The following is a 14,412-nucleotide window of genomic DNA, read 5'->3' on the forward strand; positions in this document are numbered from 1 at the left end:
ACGGGGGCTGAGTCTTTGTTGGCTGCCTACCGTCCCGCCAGCTCGGCGACCACCGGCGCGAGGGCACCGGCGGCGTCAGCGCCGAACACGAAGTAGGAGAAGCCGATTTCCTCGCGTCGCCGCTGGATTTCCTCGGCCGCAGCGGCGGGATCGCTGGGCAGGAACGCGAGCGAGTCCGCGGCCCGGACGGCGGCGGGGTCGGTGTCGGGTCCGGCCATGAACGCGGCGACCGAGTCGCCGACCACAGGTACGTGCAATGCCAGTTCCGCACCGCGGTGGTTGTCGAAGCTTTCTACCCGTTGCACCGTCGCCGCCCGGGTCTCGATCTGTGGCATCACGAAGGTCACCGTGTCGGCGAGTTCAGCCGCCAGCGCTTGTGCCTTCGGGCCGCGCACGGCCATGGCCACCGGCGTGTGCCGGTCCGGACCGTCGAGCTCCCGCAAGGCGGCGACGACGTCACGCACTTGGCTCCACCGCTGGCCCTCCGGAGGGAGCGGCAGACCCAGCTCACGGAGTTGGTCGGCGATCCCGGGCCGGCCGGTGCCGATGCCCATTTCGAACCGCCCCTCGGTGAGCACGGACAGCGAGTGCGCCTCCCACGCCGTGATCCACGCGGGCCGCACCGGAGACGCGTACACCCAGGTGCCCACGCGCAGGCCGGTGATCGTTGCCGCCACGGCGAGCGCCGGGCCCGGTGCCGGCTGCCACTGCGGCACGTCGGGCATCAGGACCGTCGAGAAACCACTGTCGGCCAGCCCGCGCAACTGATCACGCCAAGCCGGCATGTCAGTGGTGATCGGCGCGACGACGCCGAACCGCAACGGCCTGATCTCGTGTGTCGAACCACCCGTCATCGGTGGAGCTCCTCCCACGTGGCCCGGCCTGGTGCCGAGCTTCACATCTTCTACGAACGAGCCACCGTGCATCCGACAGGACCCGCCGCTGGAGGGTTAACCGGCCGGTCTGAGCGGGTATCCACCGCGACCGAGGGAGGGAGCCGGCGATGTCCGATGTCCCGTCCGGTCTTGCGGCGGTGCTCGCCGCCGCTGAGCGGGCCTCTCCGGTTCGCTCGGTCGACGTGGTCGCGGCTTACCTGGCCGAGCGGTTCGCCGCTTCGGACACCTCGTTCCTGCTCGTCGACCTCGTGGCCCGCGCGCTCGTCCGGCTTCACGGCACAGCCCTGCGCGGCGCGGACGCCGACCGCGTCGACCTGGCCGGCACCGTCTACGAGCGCGTCCTCTACAGCCAGGAGCCGTTCCACGACCAGGGGCGCGTCATCGTGCCCGTCACGCACCGCGGTGACGCCATCGGTCTGCTCGAAACGACCGTGCCCCGCCCCGACGTGCTGGAGCAGGTGGGCGAGGTGGCCCACGCCCTCGCCTACCTCATCGTCACCGACCGGCGCTTCACCGATCTCTACGAGTGGGGCGAGCGCACCACCCAGGTGAGCCTGGCCGCCGAGATCCAGCACCAGCTGCTGCCGCCTGCCCCGTGCTGCGAGGCCCCGGAGTTCACGCTCGCCTGCGCGCTGGTGCCCGCCGACGACGTGGGCGGCGACACCTACGACTACGCCCTCGACCACGGCACGTTGAACCTGACGATCACCGACGCGGTCGGCCATGACGTCCAGTCTGGCCTGGTCGCGACCCTGCTCATGGGCGCGTTGCGCGGCGCCCGCCGCGCCAACCGGTCCCTCGCCGACCAGGCGGCGGAGGCCGACCGGGCCGTGCGGGAGCACGCGAAGATCCCCTACGCGACCGGTCAGCTGTTCCGCTTCGAGCTGGCCGAAGGCCGCGCCGAAGTCGTCAACGCCGGGCACCCGCTCCCGCTGCTCCTGCGCGACGGCCACGTCCGCGAGCTGCCGTTGCACCGCGACACCCCCTTCGGCACCGGCCTGCAGGACAAGCCGCACGAGGTCCAGGTCGTCGACCTGCGCCCGGGTGACCGGCTGTTCCTCCTGACCGACGGGATGCTGGAGCGGGAGGCGGCGTCGGTGGACCTGAGCAGGCTGGCGCGGGAGACCGCCGACCTGCACCCGCGTGCCGTGGTGCAGGCGATGACCAGGGCCGTTGTCGATGCCGCCGCCGGGCACCCCAAGGACGACGCCTGCGTCATCTGCCTCGACTGGATGGGGTGATTCAGCGATGCCGGAGCGGTGACTCTGGTAACGACCGGGTCACGGAACGCCGTTCGGCTGGTTATGGTCGCCTGCGGACCACCGACCGATGGGAGCGCCTCCGATGTTCAGCCGCCTGCGTCGACGTGACGGCCGGCAGGGGGAGCCCGTCACCTTCGCGGCCGGCGCCGGCCTGGTGAGCGCCCGGCTGCGGGACGAGACGGGCAACCCGCTGGCCGGCGCCGAGATGGTCCTCCGGCACAAGCGCAGCCCGCGGGTGTTCCGGGCCGTGTCCGACGACTACGGACTGGTGGTCGTCACCGCGGCCACCGGCACCTACCAGGTGACGATCACCGCGGGCGGTTACCGCGAGGCCACCCACACCGTCGACGTCGCCAGCGGCGACCACACCTCCCTGGGCGACGTCGAGCTGCACCCCGACGCGAGCGTCCGCCTGCCGGGTCCGGGCCGCTGGGTGATCGACCCGGACCACACGTCGATCCGCTTCGTCGCGCGGCACATCGGCCTGTCCCGCGTCCACGGCCGGTTCACGCGCTTCCACGGCAGCGTCACTGTCGGCGAGCGGATCGAGAACTCGTCGATCGAGGTCGTCATCGACGCGGCCAGCATCGACACCGCTGCCGAGAAGCGGGACGAGCACCTGCGCTCGCCCGACTTCCTCGACGTCGAACGCTTCCCGAAGATCCACTTCTTCAGCGACCGGGCCCAGCGCGTGGCCGGGGACCGCTGGCAGATCGACGGCACGCTCAACCTGCGCGGTGCGAGCCGCGGCGTGCGCCTGGACGCGAGCTACCTCGGCCTGCGGTCGTGGAACGGCGAGCGCCTCGGCGCGGTCGCGAAGGCCGAGCTGCACCGCGAGGACTTCACGATCAACTGGCAGCAGACGCTCGCGAAGGGCCTGGTCGTGGTCGGTTCGACGGTCGAGCTCCGCTTCGACGTCCAGGCCGTCCGCGGCGCCTAAGCCGCGACGTCGGCGACCACGCAGGCGATGTTGTCCGGGCCGCCACGCCGGTTCGCGAGGTCGACCAGCGTGCCGACGGCGTCGCCCGGGGTGGCGGCCGCCCGCAGCTCGGCGTGCAGCACGTCGGCCGGCACCGCGTTGTAGAGGCCGTCGGAGCACAGCAGGTACCGGTCGCCGTCCCGGCCGTCGCGCAGCAGCAGATCCGGCTCGGCCGGCTGCCGGTGCAAGGCCTTGACCAGCGTCGCCGGGATCGCGGTGCCCTGCACGTGGTCCTGCGTCAGCTGGTGGAGCTCGCCTGCGCGCAGCAGGTACGCGCGCGAATCGCCGACGTGCACGACCCCGAGCCGGGAACCCGACCACAGGAGCGCGGTCAGCGTGGTGCCGGCGTCCTCGAGGTTTCGGACTGCGGCGCCGGCCGCGCGGAACGCTTCGCCGAGGGCCGCCAGCGGATCGCCGCTCGTCAGCGAGTCCAGCGGCCGCACGGCCTCGATCGCGGCGACGCTCGCCTGGTGCCCGCCCTGGCCGAACCCGTCGGCGACGGCCAGCAGGTGCGGCCCGGCGTAGGCGGCGTCCTGGTTCGATTCCCGCACCAGGCCACGGTCGGCGCGTGCGGCGTGGATGAGTCCCGTCATCGCAGTGTCCTTTCCGGACAGTTGCTCGACGAGGAAGGCGACGAGCCGCCCGCGCGCCGCGACGTCGGCCTCGACCGAACGCCAGTACGCGAGGACCTCGGTTGCCGGATCGGAGCTGGACAACGCCAGGGAGATCCGCGCCAGCGGCATCCCGGTCCGGCGCAGCAAACCGATCAGGCGGGCCCGCTCCAGCTGGTCCGGCGAGTACCGCCGGTAGCCGGACACCGGGTCGACCGACGCGGGCCGGAGGAGGCCCAGGTCGTCGTAGAGCCGCAAGGCCTTCGGGGACAGTCCCGCCGCGCGGGCGAACGCCCCGATCGTGAGCAGTCCCATGTCGCCCTCCTCGTACCAGGCAGTTTGCCCGGCGGAAGCGACTGTGGGGCTTGCCCCAGGGACAAGGTCAACCTTGGTTCCACGTGGAACGGCCAGGACAGACGGGGAACCGTGCCGCGTCTGACCTGGCCGTGTCTCGGGGTGTGTTACTGCTCGCTGCGCTGCCGCGCCTCACCGAGGGCCGCTTCCTCCCGCGCCCGGTCGGCTTCGGCTTCCTTCTCGCTGACCCGCTGCTGCGCGTCCGCCTTCTCCTGCTGCGCGCGGCCTTCCCGCTGCGCCGAGTCGTTCCCCAGGAACGTGCCCGCGGTCTCCTTGACCTTGCCCTTCAGGCCCTCGACCGCGCCCTTGATGCCTTCCTGACGGTCTTCCTTGTCGGTCATTCCTGCCCCTCCTTCGTCACCGTCACGAATCGGCTACCCGGGTGGCGAGGGCGCTAATCACTCACGCGGGTGCGAGTGCGGGTTTTATGTTCGGGTTGCGGTGCAGCAGGTTCTCCGGGTCGTAGTGCGCCTTGATCCGGGCCAGCCGTGCGTATTTCGCGGCCCCGAAACTCGTGCGCACGCGGTCGTCCTCGTAGTCGGTCATGAAATTGACGTAGCCGCCGGTGCCGGACGAATGCGGCGCCACGGCGTCCCACAGATCCCGGGCCCATTGCCGGTCACGCGCGAGGAGGTCCGCGTCGGTGGCCAGCGCGGCGATGCTGAACAGCACCACGGGGTTCCGGGCGCCGCCGAACGCCGTGGCGTCGTCGGCGACCTCGGTGAACGCGCCGCCCGCGAACATGTTGGGCAGGAACGACATCGGCGAGCTCCGCAGCGGCATCCGTTCGGTGACCGCGGTGATGACCGGCTCCGAGAAGCGGTCCAGGTAAAGCGCTTTCTCGTAGGCGAGGATGCCCGGCAACGCGGTCTCGTCGAGCATTTGCTGGAGCGCGACGTAGGGCATCGGGGTGGTGAACTCGAACAGCGGCGCGAGACCGGTGCGGACCTGCTGCGCGGCTTCGCCGAATTCCGGTTCCGGGCCGAAACCGGCGAGGAGGAGCGCGTAACCCGGGCGGAAGTGGTGTTCCTCGGGCACGAAATCGGCGGGCGGAGCGTTCAGCGCCGCGATGATGGCGCCGGCTTTCCGCGGCAACGATTCGACGATCCCCTGCATGTGCCGCAGGGCTTCGGCGCCGCGGTCGTCGTCCCAGAAGAACAGCCCGAGCTGGACGATCGGCCCGACCGGGTGGAGCCGGAACTCGAACTCGGTGACGACGCCGAAGTTCCCGCCGCCACCGCGCAGGGCCCAGAACAGGTCGGTGTTCTCGGTGTCCGACGCGCGCAGCACGTCGCCGGAGGGGAGGACGACCTCCGCGGAGAGCAGGTTGTCGCAGGCCAGGCCGTACTGGTTGGTGAGCCAGCCGAAGCCGCCGCCGAGGGTGAGGCCGGCGACGCCGGTGTCGCTGACGGTGCCGCCGACGGTCGCCAGGCCGTGCCCCTGGGTCGCGGTGTCGACCTGTCGCCAGCGCGCGCCGCCGCCGACCCGCGCGGTGCGGCTGCCGGGGTCGACCACGACCTGGTCGAGGCTGCTCAGGTCGATGGTCAGGCCGCCATCGGCGACCGCGGCCCCGCCGACGTTGTGCCCGCCGCCGCGGACAGCCACCTCCAGCCCGGAGTCCCGGGCGGTCGCGAGCGCCGTGGCGACGTCACGCGGGCCGGACGGCTGGACGATGACCGCCGGATGGCGGTCGATGAGGCCGTTCCACACGGCGCGGCCCTGGTCGTAGCCCGGATCGCCGGGTGTCAGGGCGGCGCCGTCGAGGGACCGCCGCAAGGTCTCCACGTCGAAGGGGTTCATGACTTCCTGCTTTCGCGGGCGGACGGTGGACGTGGCGCGAACCACCAGAGGAAGTCGAAGTGGATGTGACCGGCATTACAATTCGCGGCCGTCCGCACCGCGCGAACCTCCCCCTGGTGGGTGCAGTAGCATCGTGAGGTCAGCCGGACCGTCGAAGAGGGGCCTGAACGTGAAGAAGCTGCTGGCGCTCGCAGTCGTCGCGGGTGGGGTGCTGTTCGTGATCAAGCGCAACAAGGACGCGAAGGCTGAGGCCGACCTGTGGCGCGAGGCCACCGCCCCGACCGAGCGCCCGCTGGCCGCGGTCTCGACGAACGGCAGCGCGCCGGCGAAGGCCGCCGAGGCAGGCACGAACAACTGAACTTCCCGCGGGCTTGGGGGCCCGCGTCCGGGGCTGTAGCTCAATTGGTAGAGCGCTGCTTTTGCAAGGCAGAGGTCAGGGGTTCGATTCCCCTCAGCTCCACAAAGTGACATCAGCGCTTGCCGCTGCTTGACCGCGTCACATGGGGGTGTAGCGGGCGTGAAGGCAACCGAGGCTTCACTTCTCCAGTTTCTGAAGAAGTCGCCGCAGTTCGTCATACCGATCTACCAGCGGACTTACAGTTGGCAGCGTGCCGAGTGTGAGCAGTTGTGGTCGGACATTCTCCGGGCGGGCAGGGATGAAGGCGTCAGTGCGCACTTCGTAGGCTCGGTCGTCTACGTCGAGAAGGGGCTTTACCAGGTTTCCAGTCAGTCGCCCCTTCTGGTGATCGACGGACAGCAACGCCTCACAACAGTGAGCCTCTTGTTGGAGGCCCTCTCGCGCCACCTAGGCGACAGCGAACCCGTCGACGGCTTCTCCGCGAAGAAGTTGCGCAACTACTACCTGCTCAATCCGTTGGAGGACGGGGAGAAGGCCTTCAAACTGCTACTCACGCAGACGGACAAGGACAGTCTCACGGCGCTGCTACAGCAGCGAGACCTCCCCGCCGATCACTCCGTGCGTATCAAGCAGAACTTCGAGTTCTTCGACGAACGGATAGGAGCGCTCAACGGTGACCTGGTGTCGCTGTGCCGCGGCTTGAGCAAGCTGGTCATCGTCGATGTCTCGCTGAACCGCGAGCAGGACAACCCTCAGCTCATCTTTGAGAGCATGAACTCCACCGGCAGGGAGCTCAGTCAAGCTGATCTGATCCGCAACTTCGTTTTGATGGGTCTCGAACCTGACCTGCAGAACGAGTTGTACGAACGACATTGGCGGCCGATGGAACTCGGTTTCGGTCAGGAGGGGTACGGTGCGCACTTTGACTCGTTCATGCGCCACTACCTCACGGTCCGAACTGGCGAAATCCCCAATGTTCGTGCGGTCTACGACGCCTTCAAGTCATACGCACGCCGTGAGGAAGTAGCCGCAGCAGGTGTCGACGCGCTGGTGGCGGACGTGCGTGCTTACGCCGGTTACTACTGTGCCATGGCTTTGAAGCGCGAAAGCGATAGTGGGCTCGCCGATGCGTTCGCCGACTTGCGTGACCTAAAAGTCGACGTGGCGTACCCGTTGCTGCTCGAACTGTACAATGACTACGCCACTCAGGTTTTGTCTCGGGACGAGTTCCTTGAAACGCTACGCTTGATCGAGTCCTACGTGTTCCGGCGGGCAATCTGTGCTATTCCGACCAATTCGCTGAACAAGACGTTCTCGACTTTCAGTAGATCGCTCAAGAAAGATCGCTACCTGGAAAGCGTCAAGGCCGCATTTTTGCTGTTGCCGTCGTATCGTCGGTTTCCCAACGACGCGGAGTTCGCACGTGAACTTGTGACCCGTGACATGTACAACTTGCCGCGTCGGTCGTACTGGTTGCGACGTCTTGAGAACTTCGATCGGAAGGAACGGGTTCCTGTCGACGAGTACACCGTCGAGCACATCATGCCGCAGAACGAGAACCTGTCCAGTTCGTGGCGGCAGGAACTGGGGCCCGACTGGGAACGTGTCCACGCGGCCAAGCTGCACACCATCGGCAATCTGACGCTTACCGGTTACAACAGCGAGTACAGCGACCGGCCGTTCGCCGAGAAGCGGGACATGCCTGGCGGTTTCAAGGAGAGCCCGCTGCGCCTGAACCAGGGCCTTGGCGCTGTCGAGCGATGGGACGAGGCTGCCATCGACGCACGAGCGGACCGTCTGGCCTCCCTTGTCGTCAAGGTCTGGTCGGCGCCAGCTTTGGACGACAGTGTGCTGGATGCGTACCGCCCCAAGAAGGGGCAGGCGGGCTCGAGATACAGCCTCGAGGACCATCCGCACCTCGCTGTCGGCCGCCCGATGCGCGTCCTCTTCGAGGCGCTACGACCGCATCTGCTCGCGCTCGACCCGAACATCAACGAGGAAGTCCTCAAGCTCTACATCGCGTACAAGGCGGAGACGAACATCGTCGACATCGTGCCGCAGGCGTCTCGGCTGAGGCTTTCCCTCAACATGCCGTTCTCCGAGCTCCGGGATGTGCGTGGCATCGCAAAGGACGTGACCAACCTCGGCCGCTGGGGGAACGGTGACGTCGAGGTCGGACTGAGCCGAGAGGACGACATCCCGTATGTCCTCGGCCTGGTCCGGCAGGCTTTGGAGCGTCAACTGGGCAACGGTGCCGAAGCTGCTGCATGATCTGATGTGACATCTTGGGTGAACCTGTCGCGCCCGGCCTTCCGATCATGGACAATCAGGGCTCGTTGATCACCTGATCCGCTGGGGTTCCCTTGTCCTCCTTGGCCGTCTGGCTCGCCGCTGCCGTGGTGCTCGTCCTCGCGGGCGGTGGTGTCGTCTTGCTTCCGCGGTGGCGCGACCGGCGCCGCTCCACCGGCACCGCTTGGTCGTCGGCGCGGGCGGCTGTCGCCAGGGCGCAGATCAGTCGTGATGCCGCCCGGACCGACGTCGAAGAGGCCGAACACCTCCTCGCCAAGGCGGAGCGCCTGCTCGCCGACGGTGGCGGCACCGGCGCGGCCGAGACCGCCGAGCACGCCGCCCGCCGGGCCGATCAGCTGTGGCGCGACGCGTGAAGCGCGGGCTCGAATGGCTGCGCTGGGGCTGCCTCGCCGCCGCGATCGGCGTTCTCGTCGTCTTCCTCGTCGCCCAGGGGCAGGCCTTCGACGTCAGTTACGGACAGTCGCCGACGCACACCGAACCCATCCGTGAGGGCGAGGCCGGCGAGCTCAGCGACACCACCGTCCCCTCCGTGGAGGAGATGACCGCGCTCGTCGCCGCCAACCCGGTCACCCGCCTGCCCGGTTCGATCGCGCAGTGGGACGAACAGCAGGTCCGCGCGGCGACCGGCGGCACCGACGTCCGCATCCTCGTCGCCCCGCCCGGGCTGGACAAGGCCGAGCGCGACCGAGTCCGCGACGTCGAGAACGCGAACATCACGATCATGGGCACCCAGGTCACCGGCGACCCCGGCCAGGTCGTCGCCGACCGGCTCACCGGCTGGCGCGCCCAGTTCGCCGCCGGTGACGTCACCGACCTGCTGCTCTTCCTGATCGCCCACATCCAGGACCGGCCCGAACCACCCGACACCGACACCATCCGGTACCGCCAGCCGACCGCCGCCGAGCTCGAACCCGTCGTCGCGGACCTGCGCGCCACCGGTGTGCACGGCATGACCGACATCCCCTCCGCGGCCGACGCCTTCCCGAACGGCGCGCTGTTCGTCGTCCTCCCGCGGCAGCAGGCCGGGCAGCCCATCCCGGACTACGGCACCGCGCTGACCAGCGTCTTCCCGGGCAAGCCGATCGTCGTCATGGTCGGCGAGTGGGTCGAGTACCACGGGCCGCAGGCCGCCGACTTCGCCGAGGTCGCGGCGGCCAGCTTCTACGGCCAGTACAGCGACCGGCTCAGCCTCTACGCCTACCCGCAGCGCAACATCCTCGGCGCCTACCTCGACCGCGTCACCGACGTCCGCTACGCGGGCCTGTTCGACCGCCCCCTGCCGTACCAGCCGTTCGACCCCGTCCGGGTCGCGCTGCCCGCGCTGCCGTGGATCTTCGCGGCCTGCGCGGTGGTCTTCCTGGTCCTGACGGCGCGGGCGGTGCGCACGGCCGCGCGACGGCGGTCGGGCGCGAGCGTGCGGATGGCCGGCCTCACCGCGCTGGCCATCGAGGTCTCCGGGCTTACCGGCGACACCACCGACCCCGCGCTGACCAGGGCGATCGCCACCCTCCAGTCCGCGCGGGAAGCCGTCGCCGAGAACCTGCCGGACCAGCACGTCGCCGCACTCCTCGACGACGCCGAGGCCGAACTCGACCACGTGGCGAAGACCCTGAAGCGCCGGGAGTACCGGCCCGCTGTCTACCTCCGGGGCAGGCTGGCATGACGAAGTTCTTCCGCAGCACCTTCGGCATCGCCACCGTCGTCTGCTTCGCCTTCGCGCTCTGGGCACTGTGGACCGGCGGGATCTTCGACGGCGCCATGGCCCGCGACGTGCGCACGTCCTCGGTGTACGTTGCGGACGGGGTGGACCTCGACGAGGCCGCGGCCGAACGGGTCATCGGCAACCGGCGGCTCGTCGTCATCCTCGACGAACCCGGCGCGGACCTCCGCGAAGGCTGTGACGACGTCGAGCGCGCCGCCGACGGCAACCTCGTCCTGCTGCTCAGCCAGGACGGCGACGAGTACGACACCTACGGCTGCGCGCTCCTGCCCGACCGCGACGACGAAAACTTCGGCAAGGCCTTCGTGGCCGAACAGATCATCAAACGCGGCATCGACCAGTTCGCCGACCGGCCGCTGGAGGCGATCAAGGTCGTCGCGGTGAACTACGACCTGCTCGTCCGCGCCGGCACCGTCCCGGACGGCGCGCGTGAGGTCAGCGCGCCGCTGCCGCGGTTCCTCATCGCCGGAGCCGCGGTGCTGGCCGTCGTGCTCGGCGCGGTCGGTCTCAACCTCGCGGCCCGGCGCGCCGCCCGGCTCGCGATCCGCGTGCAGGAACAGCGGACGGCGGAAGGCGACGCCCGCAGCAGGCTCAACGCCGGAGCCGCCGTGCTGGCCCAGCAGATCATCGACCTCGACGGACGGCACCCCGCCTCGATCATCAACGACTACGTGCGGTTGCTGGACGACATCCCGGACGCCCGCACCGAGGCGGACTACAACGCGCTGGCCAAGCGGGTCGACGCGCTGAGCGAACGCTGCCGTCGCGTCACGTAAAGTTGCGGCAATGGCAGGCAGAGGCACGAAGCGGCGCGGCGCCGCCCGACCGGTTCCAGGCCGCTACCCGGTCCGCTTCGGACTCGCCGAGTTGCTCGCCGACGCCGACCGCCCCAACGCCTGGCTCCTGACCGTCGACGAGGTCGCGCAGTCCTATGTGGACCTGGACGATCCGACGCACCTGGAGTTCGAGTACGTGCGGCGCATCGGCGACGTGATCGACTGCCTCGCCGGCGGCCCGCTGGAGGCGCTGCACCTCGGCGGCGCGGGCTGCACCGTGCCGCGCTACATCGCGGCCACGCGGCCCGGCTCGCGGCAGCTCGTCTTCGACGCCGACGAGCCGCTCATCGACCTCGTCCGCGAACAGCTCGACCTGCGCGCGGTCCCGAACCTGCGGGTGCGCATCTCCGACGGCCGCGAGGGCGTCGCAACGCGCCGCGACGACTCGGCCGACCTGGTCGTCGCGGACGTCTTCCAGCGCGCGAAGATGCCGGGCGACGTGGCGACCCTGGAGTTCACCACCGACGTCGCGCGGGTGCTGCGGCCGGCGGGCACGTACCTGATCAACGTCGCCGACGGGCCGGGCCTGAAGTTCGCCCGCCGGGTCGTCGCCACCATCGGCGCCGTGTTCCCGCACGTCGTGATGCTCGCCGACTCCGGGGTGCTGCGCGGGCGGCGGTTCGGCAACGTCGTGCTGGTCGCCTCGCGCGCGGACCTGCCCGTCGACGAGATCACCCGCCGCGCCGCGTCCGCGGCCTTCCCGGCCCGCGTCACCAGCGGCGAGGAGCTGGACCGGTTCCGCGGCAACGCGAAACCGATCCACGACGACGAGGCGCTGGACACCCCGCGTCCGCCGTGGAACGTCTTCGGCCTGCCGCCTAGGACCTGATCTCGGCCAGGTGGTTATAGGCCGACGCGCGGGAGATCCCCAGCGCGGCCGCCACCTCCGGCACGGCCTTCTGCAGCGCGAACAGCCCGCGCTCGTCGAGGGCCCGGAACAGGTCCAGCCGCTCGGCGCGCGTCATGCGGCTCACCGGACGGCCGAGCTTCAGCTCCTCCTCGGCCACGACCGCGCGGATCAGCTGCCCGACGTCGTTGGTGAACGTCGTGGTCGCGTCGGGCAGCGCGGTCACCGCCGCCAGCTCGCCGAGCAGCACGGCCGCGTGCCGCAGGTCGGTCACGTCCAGGTTCACGCACAACGCCCCGAACACCTCGCCGTCGCGGTCGCGCAGCAGCATCGTGGAGGCCTTGACCACGCGCCCGGCCGGGGTCCGCGTCAGGTAGTTGATCTGGTCGCGCGCGTCGCGGCCCTGCTTGAGCAGGCTCAGCCCCAGCTCGCTCATCGAGCCGCCGGGCGCCCGGCCGGTGACCTCGCCCGCGACGGCGACGACGGAGCCCTCCGGCCGCCGGTAGTCGTGCAGGACGACCTCGCAGTTGCCGCCGAAGGTGGCGGCCAGGCCGTCGAGCACGGGTCGGAGCGCGGAGAGCACCGCGTCGGCATCGGTCACCTGGGCATGATGTACAAAACCTGGATCGATTGTCTAGCGCGCCTCGGAGATCAGGATGTCCACGGCCGCGTCGTTGCGGGTCGTCTCCCGCACGATGTCCTCGTCCGGCGGGTAGAAGCCGGGGAACGGGCTCGTCGGGTACATCTCGAAGGTGAACGTCAGGATCTTGTGGGTGCCCCACATCCAGTCGTTGATGTCACCGTCGGTGACGTAGAGATCGCTGGACTGCTGGGCGGTGTACCCGTTGGTCGCCGCCATGCGCTGCCCGACATCGCGGAAGCGGGCGTTGTCCTCGGCCGTCATGCCCTCGCCGGTGTCCTCCTCGGTGTGCCCGAACGGCCAGAGCACCAGCTCGGAGTAGGTGTGGAAGTCGATGTGCGCCTTGATCCGCTGCTTCCCGCCCGACGCGCGGGAGTCGACGAACCTCGACACGGCCTGCGTCTCCGGCTCGGAGAAGGCCGACGGGCCGCGGTAGGTGTCCGAGGCGGGCCGCGTGCTGGAGCCGTCGCAGCAGCCCCACTTGTAGCCCCAGTTGCGGTTGAGGTCGGTGCCGATCTTGCCGCCGTCCACGGGCCTGCGGTTCTTGCGCCAGTACTTGTAGTCGGTGTCCGAGATGTCGTACTCCGAGCCGTCCGGGTTGACGTTCGGGATCACCCAGATCACGTGGCCGTCGACCAGCGAGCGGATGTGCGGGTCGGTCGCGTAGCCGTCGGTGAAGCGCTGCACGATGTGCAGGCACATCTCGGTGGTCAGGTGCTCGCGGGCGTGCTGGTTGCAGGTGAACAGCACCTCGGGCTCGCCCTCGTCGGCGGCGGCGTTGTCGCTGATCTTCACCAGGTTCAGCTCGCGGCCCTCGTAAGACTTGCCCACGCTGGAGAGCACCGCGATGTCCGGGTGGTTCGCGGTCGCCTTCTGCAGTTCCGTCGTGACCTCGGCGTAGGTGTGGTAGCCCTCGTCGCCGGCCGGGAATTCGGCCGCGACGGCCTGCGCGGGCGCGGTCCCGGCCAGCAGGGCGGCTCCGGTCACCAGGGCGAGCACGCCACCGGCGGCCCGACGTGAATACATTTCGCCTCCGAATGAACACGTAGAGTAGTGCCTTCTACCCTGCTGTAGCGGCGCGCCCGCCACAACCCGGCGGGCGCCGGGTGGTTCACTGATCGGGTTATGCGACGAGTTCTGCCCGCCCTGATCGCGGCCGCCGCGTTGGCCGGTTGTGCCGCCCAGCAGGCTCCGGAGACGCCGCCGTCCCCGAGTGCGCCGGCGACGACCGCCGTGCAGCTGCCGCCGGAGCCCACGCCGGCCCGTGCCGCGCCCTGCCCGTACCTGGAGAACTCGTTCGTCGCGGACGCCAACGGGCAGCGGGTGTCGAAGGTGGAGGTCTCCGCCGACCAGCCGCACCCGACGTGCTTCTTCTACGCGCGCTCCGGGAAGCTCCAGCTGACCGTGCGCGTCTACACCGGCGATCCGGCGGTGGCGAAGGCGATCGTCGACCAGGCGGCCCCGGTGGCCACGAGCAACCCCGCGACCGATCCGCCAGGGTGGCAGGGCGGTTACGCAGCGAAACCGGACGGCGCGGTATATGCCGTGGCCAAGGGCGGTACGGCCGTCGTGGTGACCACCGATCAGCAACAGACGGTGAAGGCGAGAACCGTTGCCCGGCAGGCGATCTCGCGGCTTTAAGGCCGCCAGGGTGCAGTGTCAAGTTGATCTTGTATTACCCTGATCGCACCTCGCAGCCGGGGGAGGACCAGCACGCGTTCGGTCGAGACCTGCGGCCGGCGCCGTGCCACGGGCTGCGAGAAGCCCCCCGTGTACCTCGATGTGAAGAAGGACAGACA

At 69.7% G+C, this 14,412-nt stretch carries 15 protein-coding genes and 1 tRNA gene; 10 read left to right on the top strand and 6 right to left on the bottom strand.

The annotated features are described in order from the left end of the window. Positions 1-26: 26 nt before the first annotated feature. Positions 27-854 (bottom strand): LLM class flavin-dependent oxidoreductase, encoded by an 828-nt coding sequence (locus AMY39116_RS0303040; protein ID WP_020416240.1) that lies wholly within the window; start codon positions 852-854, stop codon positions 27-29. A gap of 149 nt (positions 855-1,003) precedes the next feature. On the opposite strand from AMY39116_RS0303040, the gene AMY39116_RS0303045 reads away from it, so the two are divergent. After that, positions 1,004-2,137, top strand: coding sequence for a PP2C family protein-serine/threonine phosphatase (locus AMY39116_RS0303045; protein ID WP_020416241.1), 1,134 nt, complete (start codon positions 1,004-1,006; stop codon positions 2,135-2,137). 103 nt (positions 2,138-2,240) lie between these two features. Further along, positions 2,241-3,098 carry a YceI family protein gene (locus AMY39116_RS0303050; protein WP_020416242.1) on the top strand — a complete coding sequence of 286 codons (858 nt, stop codon included), beginning with the start codon at positions 2,241-2,243 and terminating at the stop codon, positions 3,096-3,098. Here AMY39116_RS0303050 and AMY39116_RS0303055 read toward each other — a convergent pair. The 3 genes from AMY39116_RS0303055 to AMY39116_RS0303065 all read right to left on the bottom strand — a co-directional run bounded on the left by AMY39116_RS0303055 (position 3,095) and on the right by AMY39116_RS0303065 (position 5,902). After that, positions 3,095-4,063, bottom strand: coding sequence for a MerR family transcriptional regulator (locus AMY39116_RS0303055; RefSeq protein WP_020416243.1), 969 nt, complete (start codon positions 4,061-4,063; stop codon positions 3,095-3,097). The two genes, AMY39116_RS0303050 and AMY39116_RS0303055, sit on opposite strands and share 4 nt — an antisense overlap. A gap of 146 nt (positions 4,064-4,209) precedes the next feature. After that, entirely contained in the window at positions 4,210-4,443 is a 234-nt protein-coding gene (locus tag AMY39116_RS0303060) for a CsbD family protein (protein ID WP_020416244.1), read from the bottom strand. Positions 4,444-4,504: 61 nt separating this feature from the next. Then, the gene (locus AMY39116_RS0303065) at positions 4,505-5,902 is read right to left on the bottom strand and encodes an FAD-binding oxidoreductase (protein WP_020416245.1); all 1,398 of its coding nucleotides are present in this window, start codon (positions 5,900-5,902) and stop codon (positions 4,505-4,507) included. A gap of 169 nt (positions 5,903-6,071) precedes the next feature. Between AMY39116_RS0303065 and AMY39116_RS0303070 the strand changes: the two genes are divergently transcribed. The 7 genes from AMY39116_RS0303070 (at position 6,072) to AMY39116_RS0303100 (ending at position 11,955) form a co-directional block, all read left to right on the top strand. Next, a complete protein-coding gene (locus AMY39116_RS0303070) occupies positions 6,072-6,260 on the top strand; it encodes a DLW-39 family protein (protein ID WP_017985983.1) in 189 nt (62 codons plus the stop codon). A gap of 29 nt (positions 6,261-6,289) precedes the next feature. After that, positions 6,290-6,362: transfer RNA gene (locus AMY39116_RS0303075), tRNA-Ala, on the top strand. Positions 6,363-6,419: 57 nt separating this feature from the next. Beyond that, positions 6,420-8,531, top strand: a complete 2,112-nt coding sequence (locus AMY39116_RS0303080) for a DUF262 and DUF1524 domain-containing protein (RefSeq protein WP_020416246.1) — start codon at positions 6,420-6,422, stop codon at positions 8,529-8,531. A 101-nt stretch (positions 8,532-8,632) separates the two neighbouring features. Continuing rightward, on the top strand, positions 8,633-8,923 hold the full coding sequence (locus AMY39116_RS0303085; protein ID WP_020416247.1) for a DUF6403 family protein: 291 nt from the start codon (positions 8,633-8,635) through the stop codon (positions 8,921-8,923). Further along, positions 8,920-10,233 carry a hypothetical protein gene (locus AMY39116_RS0303090; RefSeq protein ID WP_235716042.1) on the top strand — a complete coding sequence of 438 codons (1,314 nt, stop codon included), beginning with the start codon at positions 8,920-8,922 and terminating at the stop codon, positions 10,231-10,233. The genes AMY39116_RS0303085 and AMY39116_RS0303090 overlap by 4 nt, the downstream gene beginning before the upstream one ends. Beyond that, positions 10,230-11,066: a hypothetical protein gene (locus tag AMY39116_RS0303095; RefSeq protein ID WP_020416249.1), complete on the top strand. Its 837-nt coding sequence runs from the start codon at positions 10,230-10,232 to the stop codon at positions 11,064-11,066. Before AMY39116_RS0303090 ends, AMY39116_RS0303095 begins: the two co-directional genes overlap by 4 nt. Positions 11,067-11,076: 10 nt before the next feature. Further along, positions 11,077-11,955: a spermidine synthase gene (locus tag AMY39116_RS0303100; protein ID WP_020416250.1), complete on the top strand. Its 879-nt coding sequence runs from the start codon at positions 11,077-11,079 to the stop codon at positions 11,953-11,955. On the opposite strand, the gene AMY39116_RS0303105 is transcribed toward AMY39116_RS0303100, so the two are convergent. Both AMY39116_RS0303105 and AMY39116_RS0303110 read right to left on the bottom strand, forming a co-directional pair. Then, positions 11,945-12,574 (bottom strand): transcriptional regulator, encoded by a 630-nt coding sequence (locus AMY39116_RS0303105; RefSeq protein WP_020416251.1) that lies wholly within the window; start codon positions 12,572-12,574, stop codon positions 11,945-11,947. The two genes, AMY39116_RS0303100 and AMY39116_RS0303105, sit on opposite strands and share 11 nt — an antisense overlap. Positions 12,575-12,607: 33 nt before the next feature. Next, entirely contained in the window at positions 12,608-13,612 is a 1,005-nt protein-coding gene (locus AMY39116_RS0303110; protein ID WP_020416252.1) for a M14 family zinc carboxypeptidase, read from the bottom strand. Positions 13,613-13,738: 126 nt separating this feature from the next. Between AMY39116_RS0303110 and AMY39116_RS0303115 the strand changes: the two genes are divergently transcribed. Beyond that, positions 13,739-14,254, top strand: coding sequence for a DUF2020 domain-containing protein (locus AMY39116_RS0303115; protein WP_020416253.1), 516 nt, complete (start codon positions 13,739-13,741; stop codon positions 14,252-14,254). Positions 14,255-14,412: the final 158 nt, after the last annotated feature.

Origin of the sequence: Amycolatopsis sp. ATCC 39116 (genome assembly GCF_000231075.2) — a bacterium.
Taxonomy (GTDB): Bacteria; Actinomycetota; Actinomycetes; order Mycobacteriales; family Pseudonocardiaceae; genus Amycolatopsis_E; species Amycolatopsis_E tucumanensis.

Bases quoted from the DNA above. Each gene is read 5' to 3' on its own strand.
- AMY39116_RS0303060 (WP_020416244.1), bottom strand. From the start codon at position 4,443: ATGACCGACAAGGAAGACCGTCAGGAAGGCATCAAGGGCGCGGTCGAG.
- AMY39116_RS0303095 (WP_020416249.1), top strand. From the start codon at position 10,230: ATGACGAAGTTCTTCCGCAGCACCTTCGGCATCGCCACCGTCGTCTGC.
- AMY39116_RS0303055 (WP_020416243.1), bottom strand. From the start codon at position 4,063: ATGGGACTGCTCACGATCGGGGCGTTCGCCCGCGCGGCGGGACTGTCC.
- AMY39116_RS0303100 (WP_020416250.1), top strand. From the start codon at position 11,077: ATGGCAGGCAGAGGCACGAAGCGGCGCGGCGCCGCCCGACCGGTTCCA.
- AMY39116_RS0303065 (WP_020416245.1), bottom strand. From the start codon at position 5,902: ATGAACCCCTTCGACGTGGAGACCTTGCGGCGGTCCCTCGACGGCGCC.
- AMY39116_RS0303040 (WP_020416240.1), bottom strand. From the start codon at position 854: ATGACGGGTGGTTCGACACACGAGATCAGGCCGTTGCGGTTCGGCGTC.
- AMY39116_RS0303045 (WP_020416241.1), top strand. From the start codon at position 1,004: ATGTCCGATGTCCCGTCCGGTCTTGCGGCGGTGCTCGCCGCCGCTGAG.
- AMY39116_RS0303050 (WP_020416242.1), top strand. From the start codon at position 2,241: ATGTTCAGCCGCCTGCGTCGACGTGACGGCCGGCAGGGGGAGCCCGTC.
- AMY39116_RS0303115 (WP_020416253.1), top strand. From the start codon at position 13,739: ATGCGACGAGTTCTGCCCGCCCTGATCGCGGCCGCCGCGTTGGCCGGT.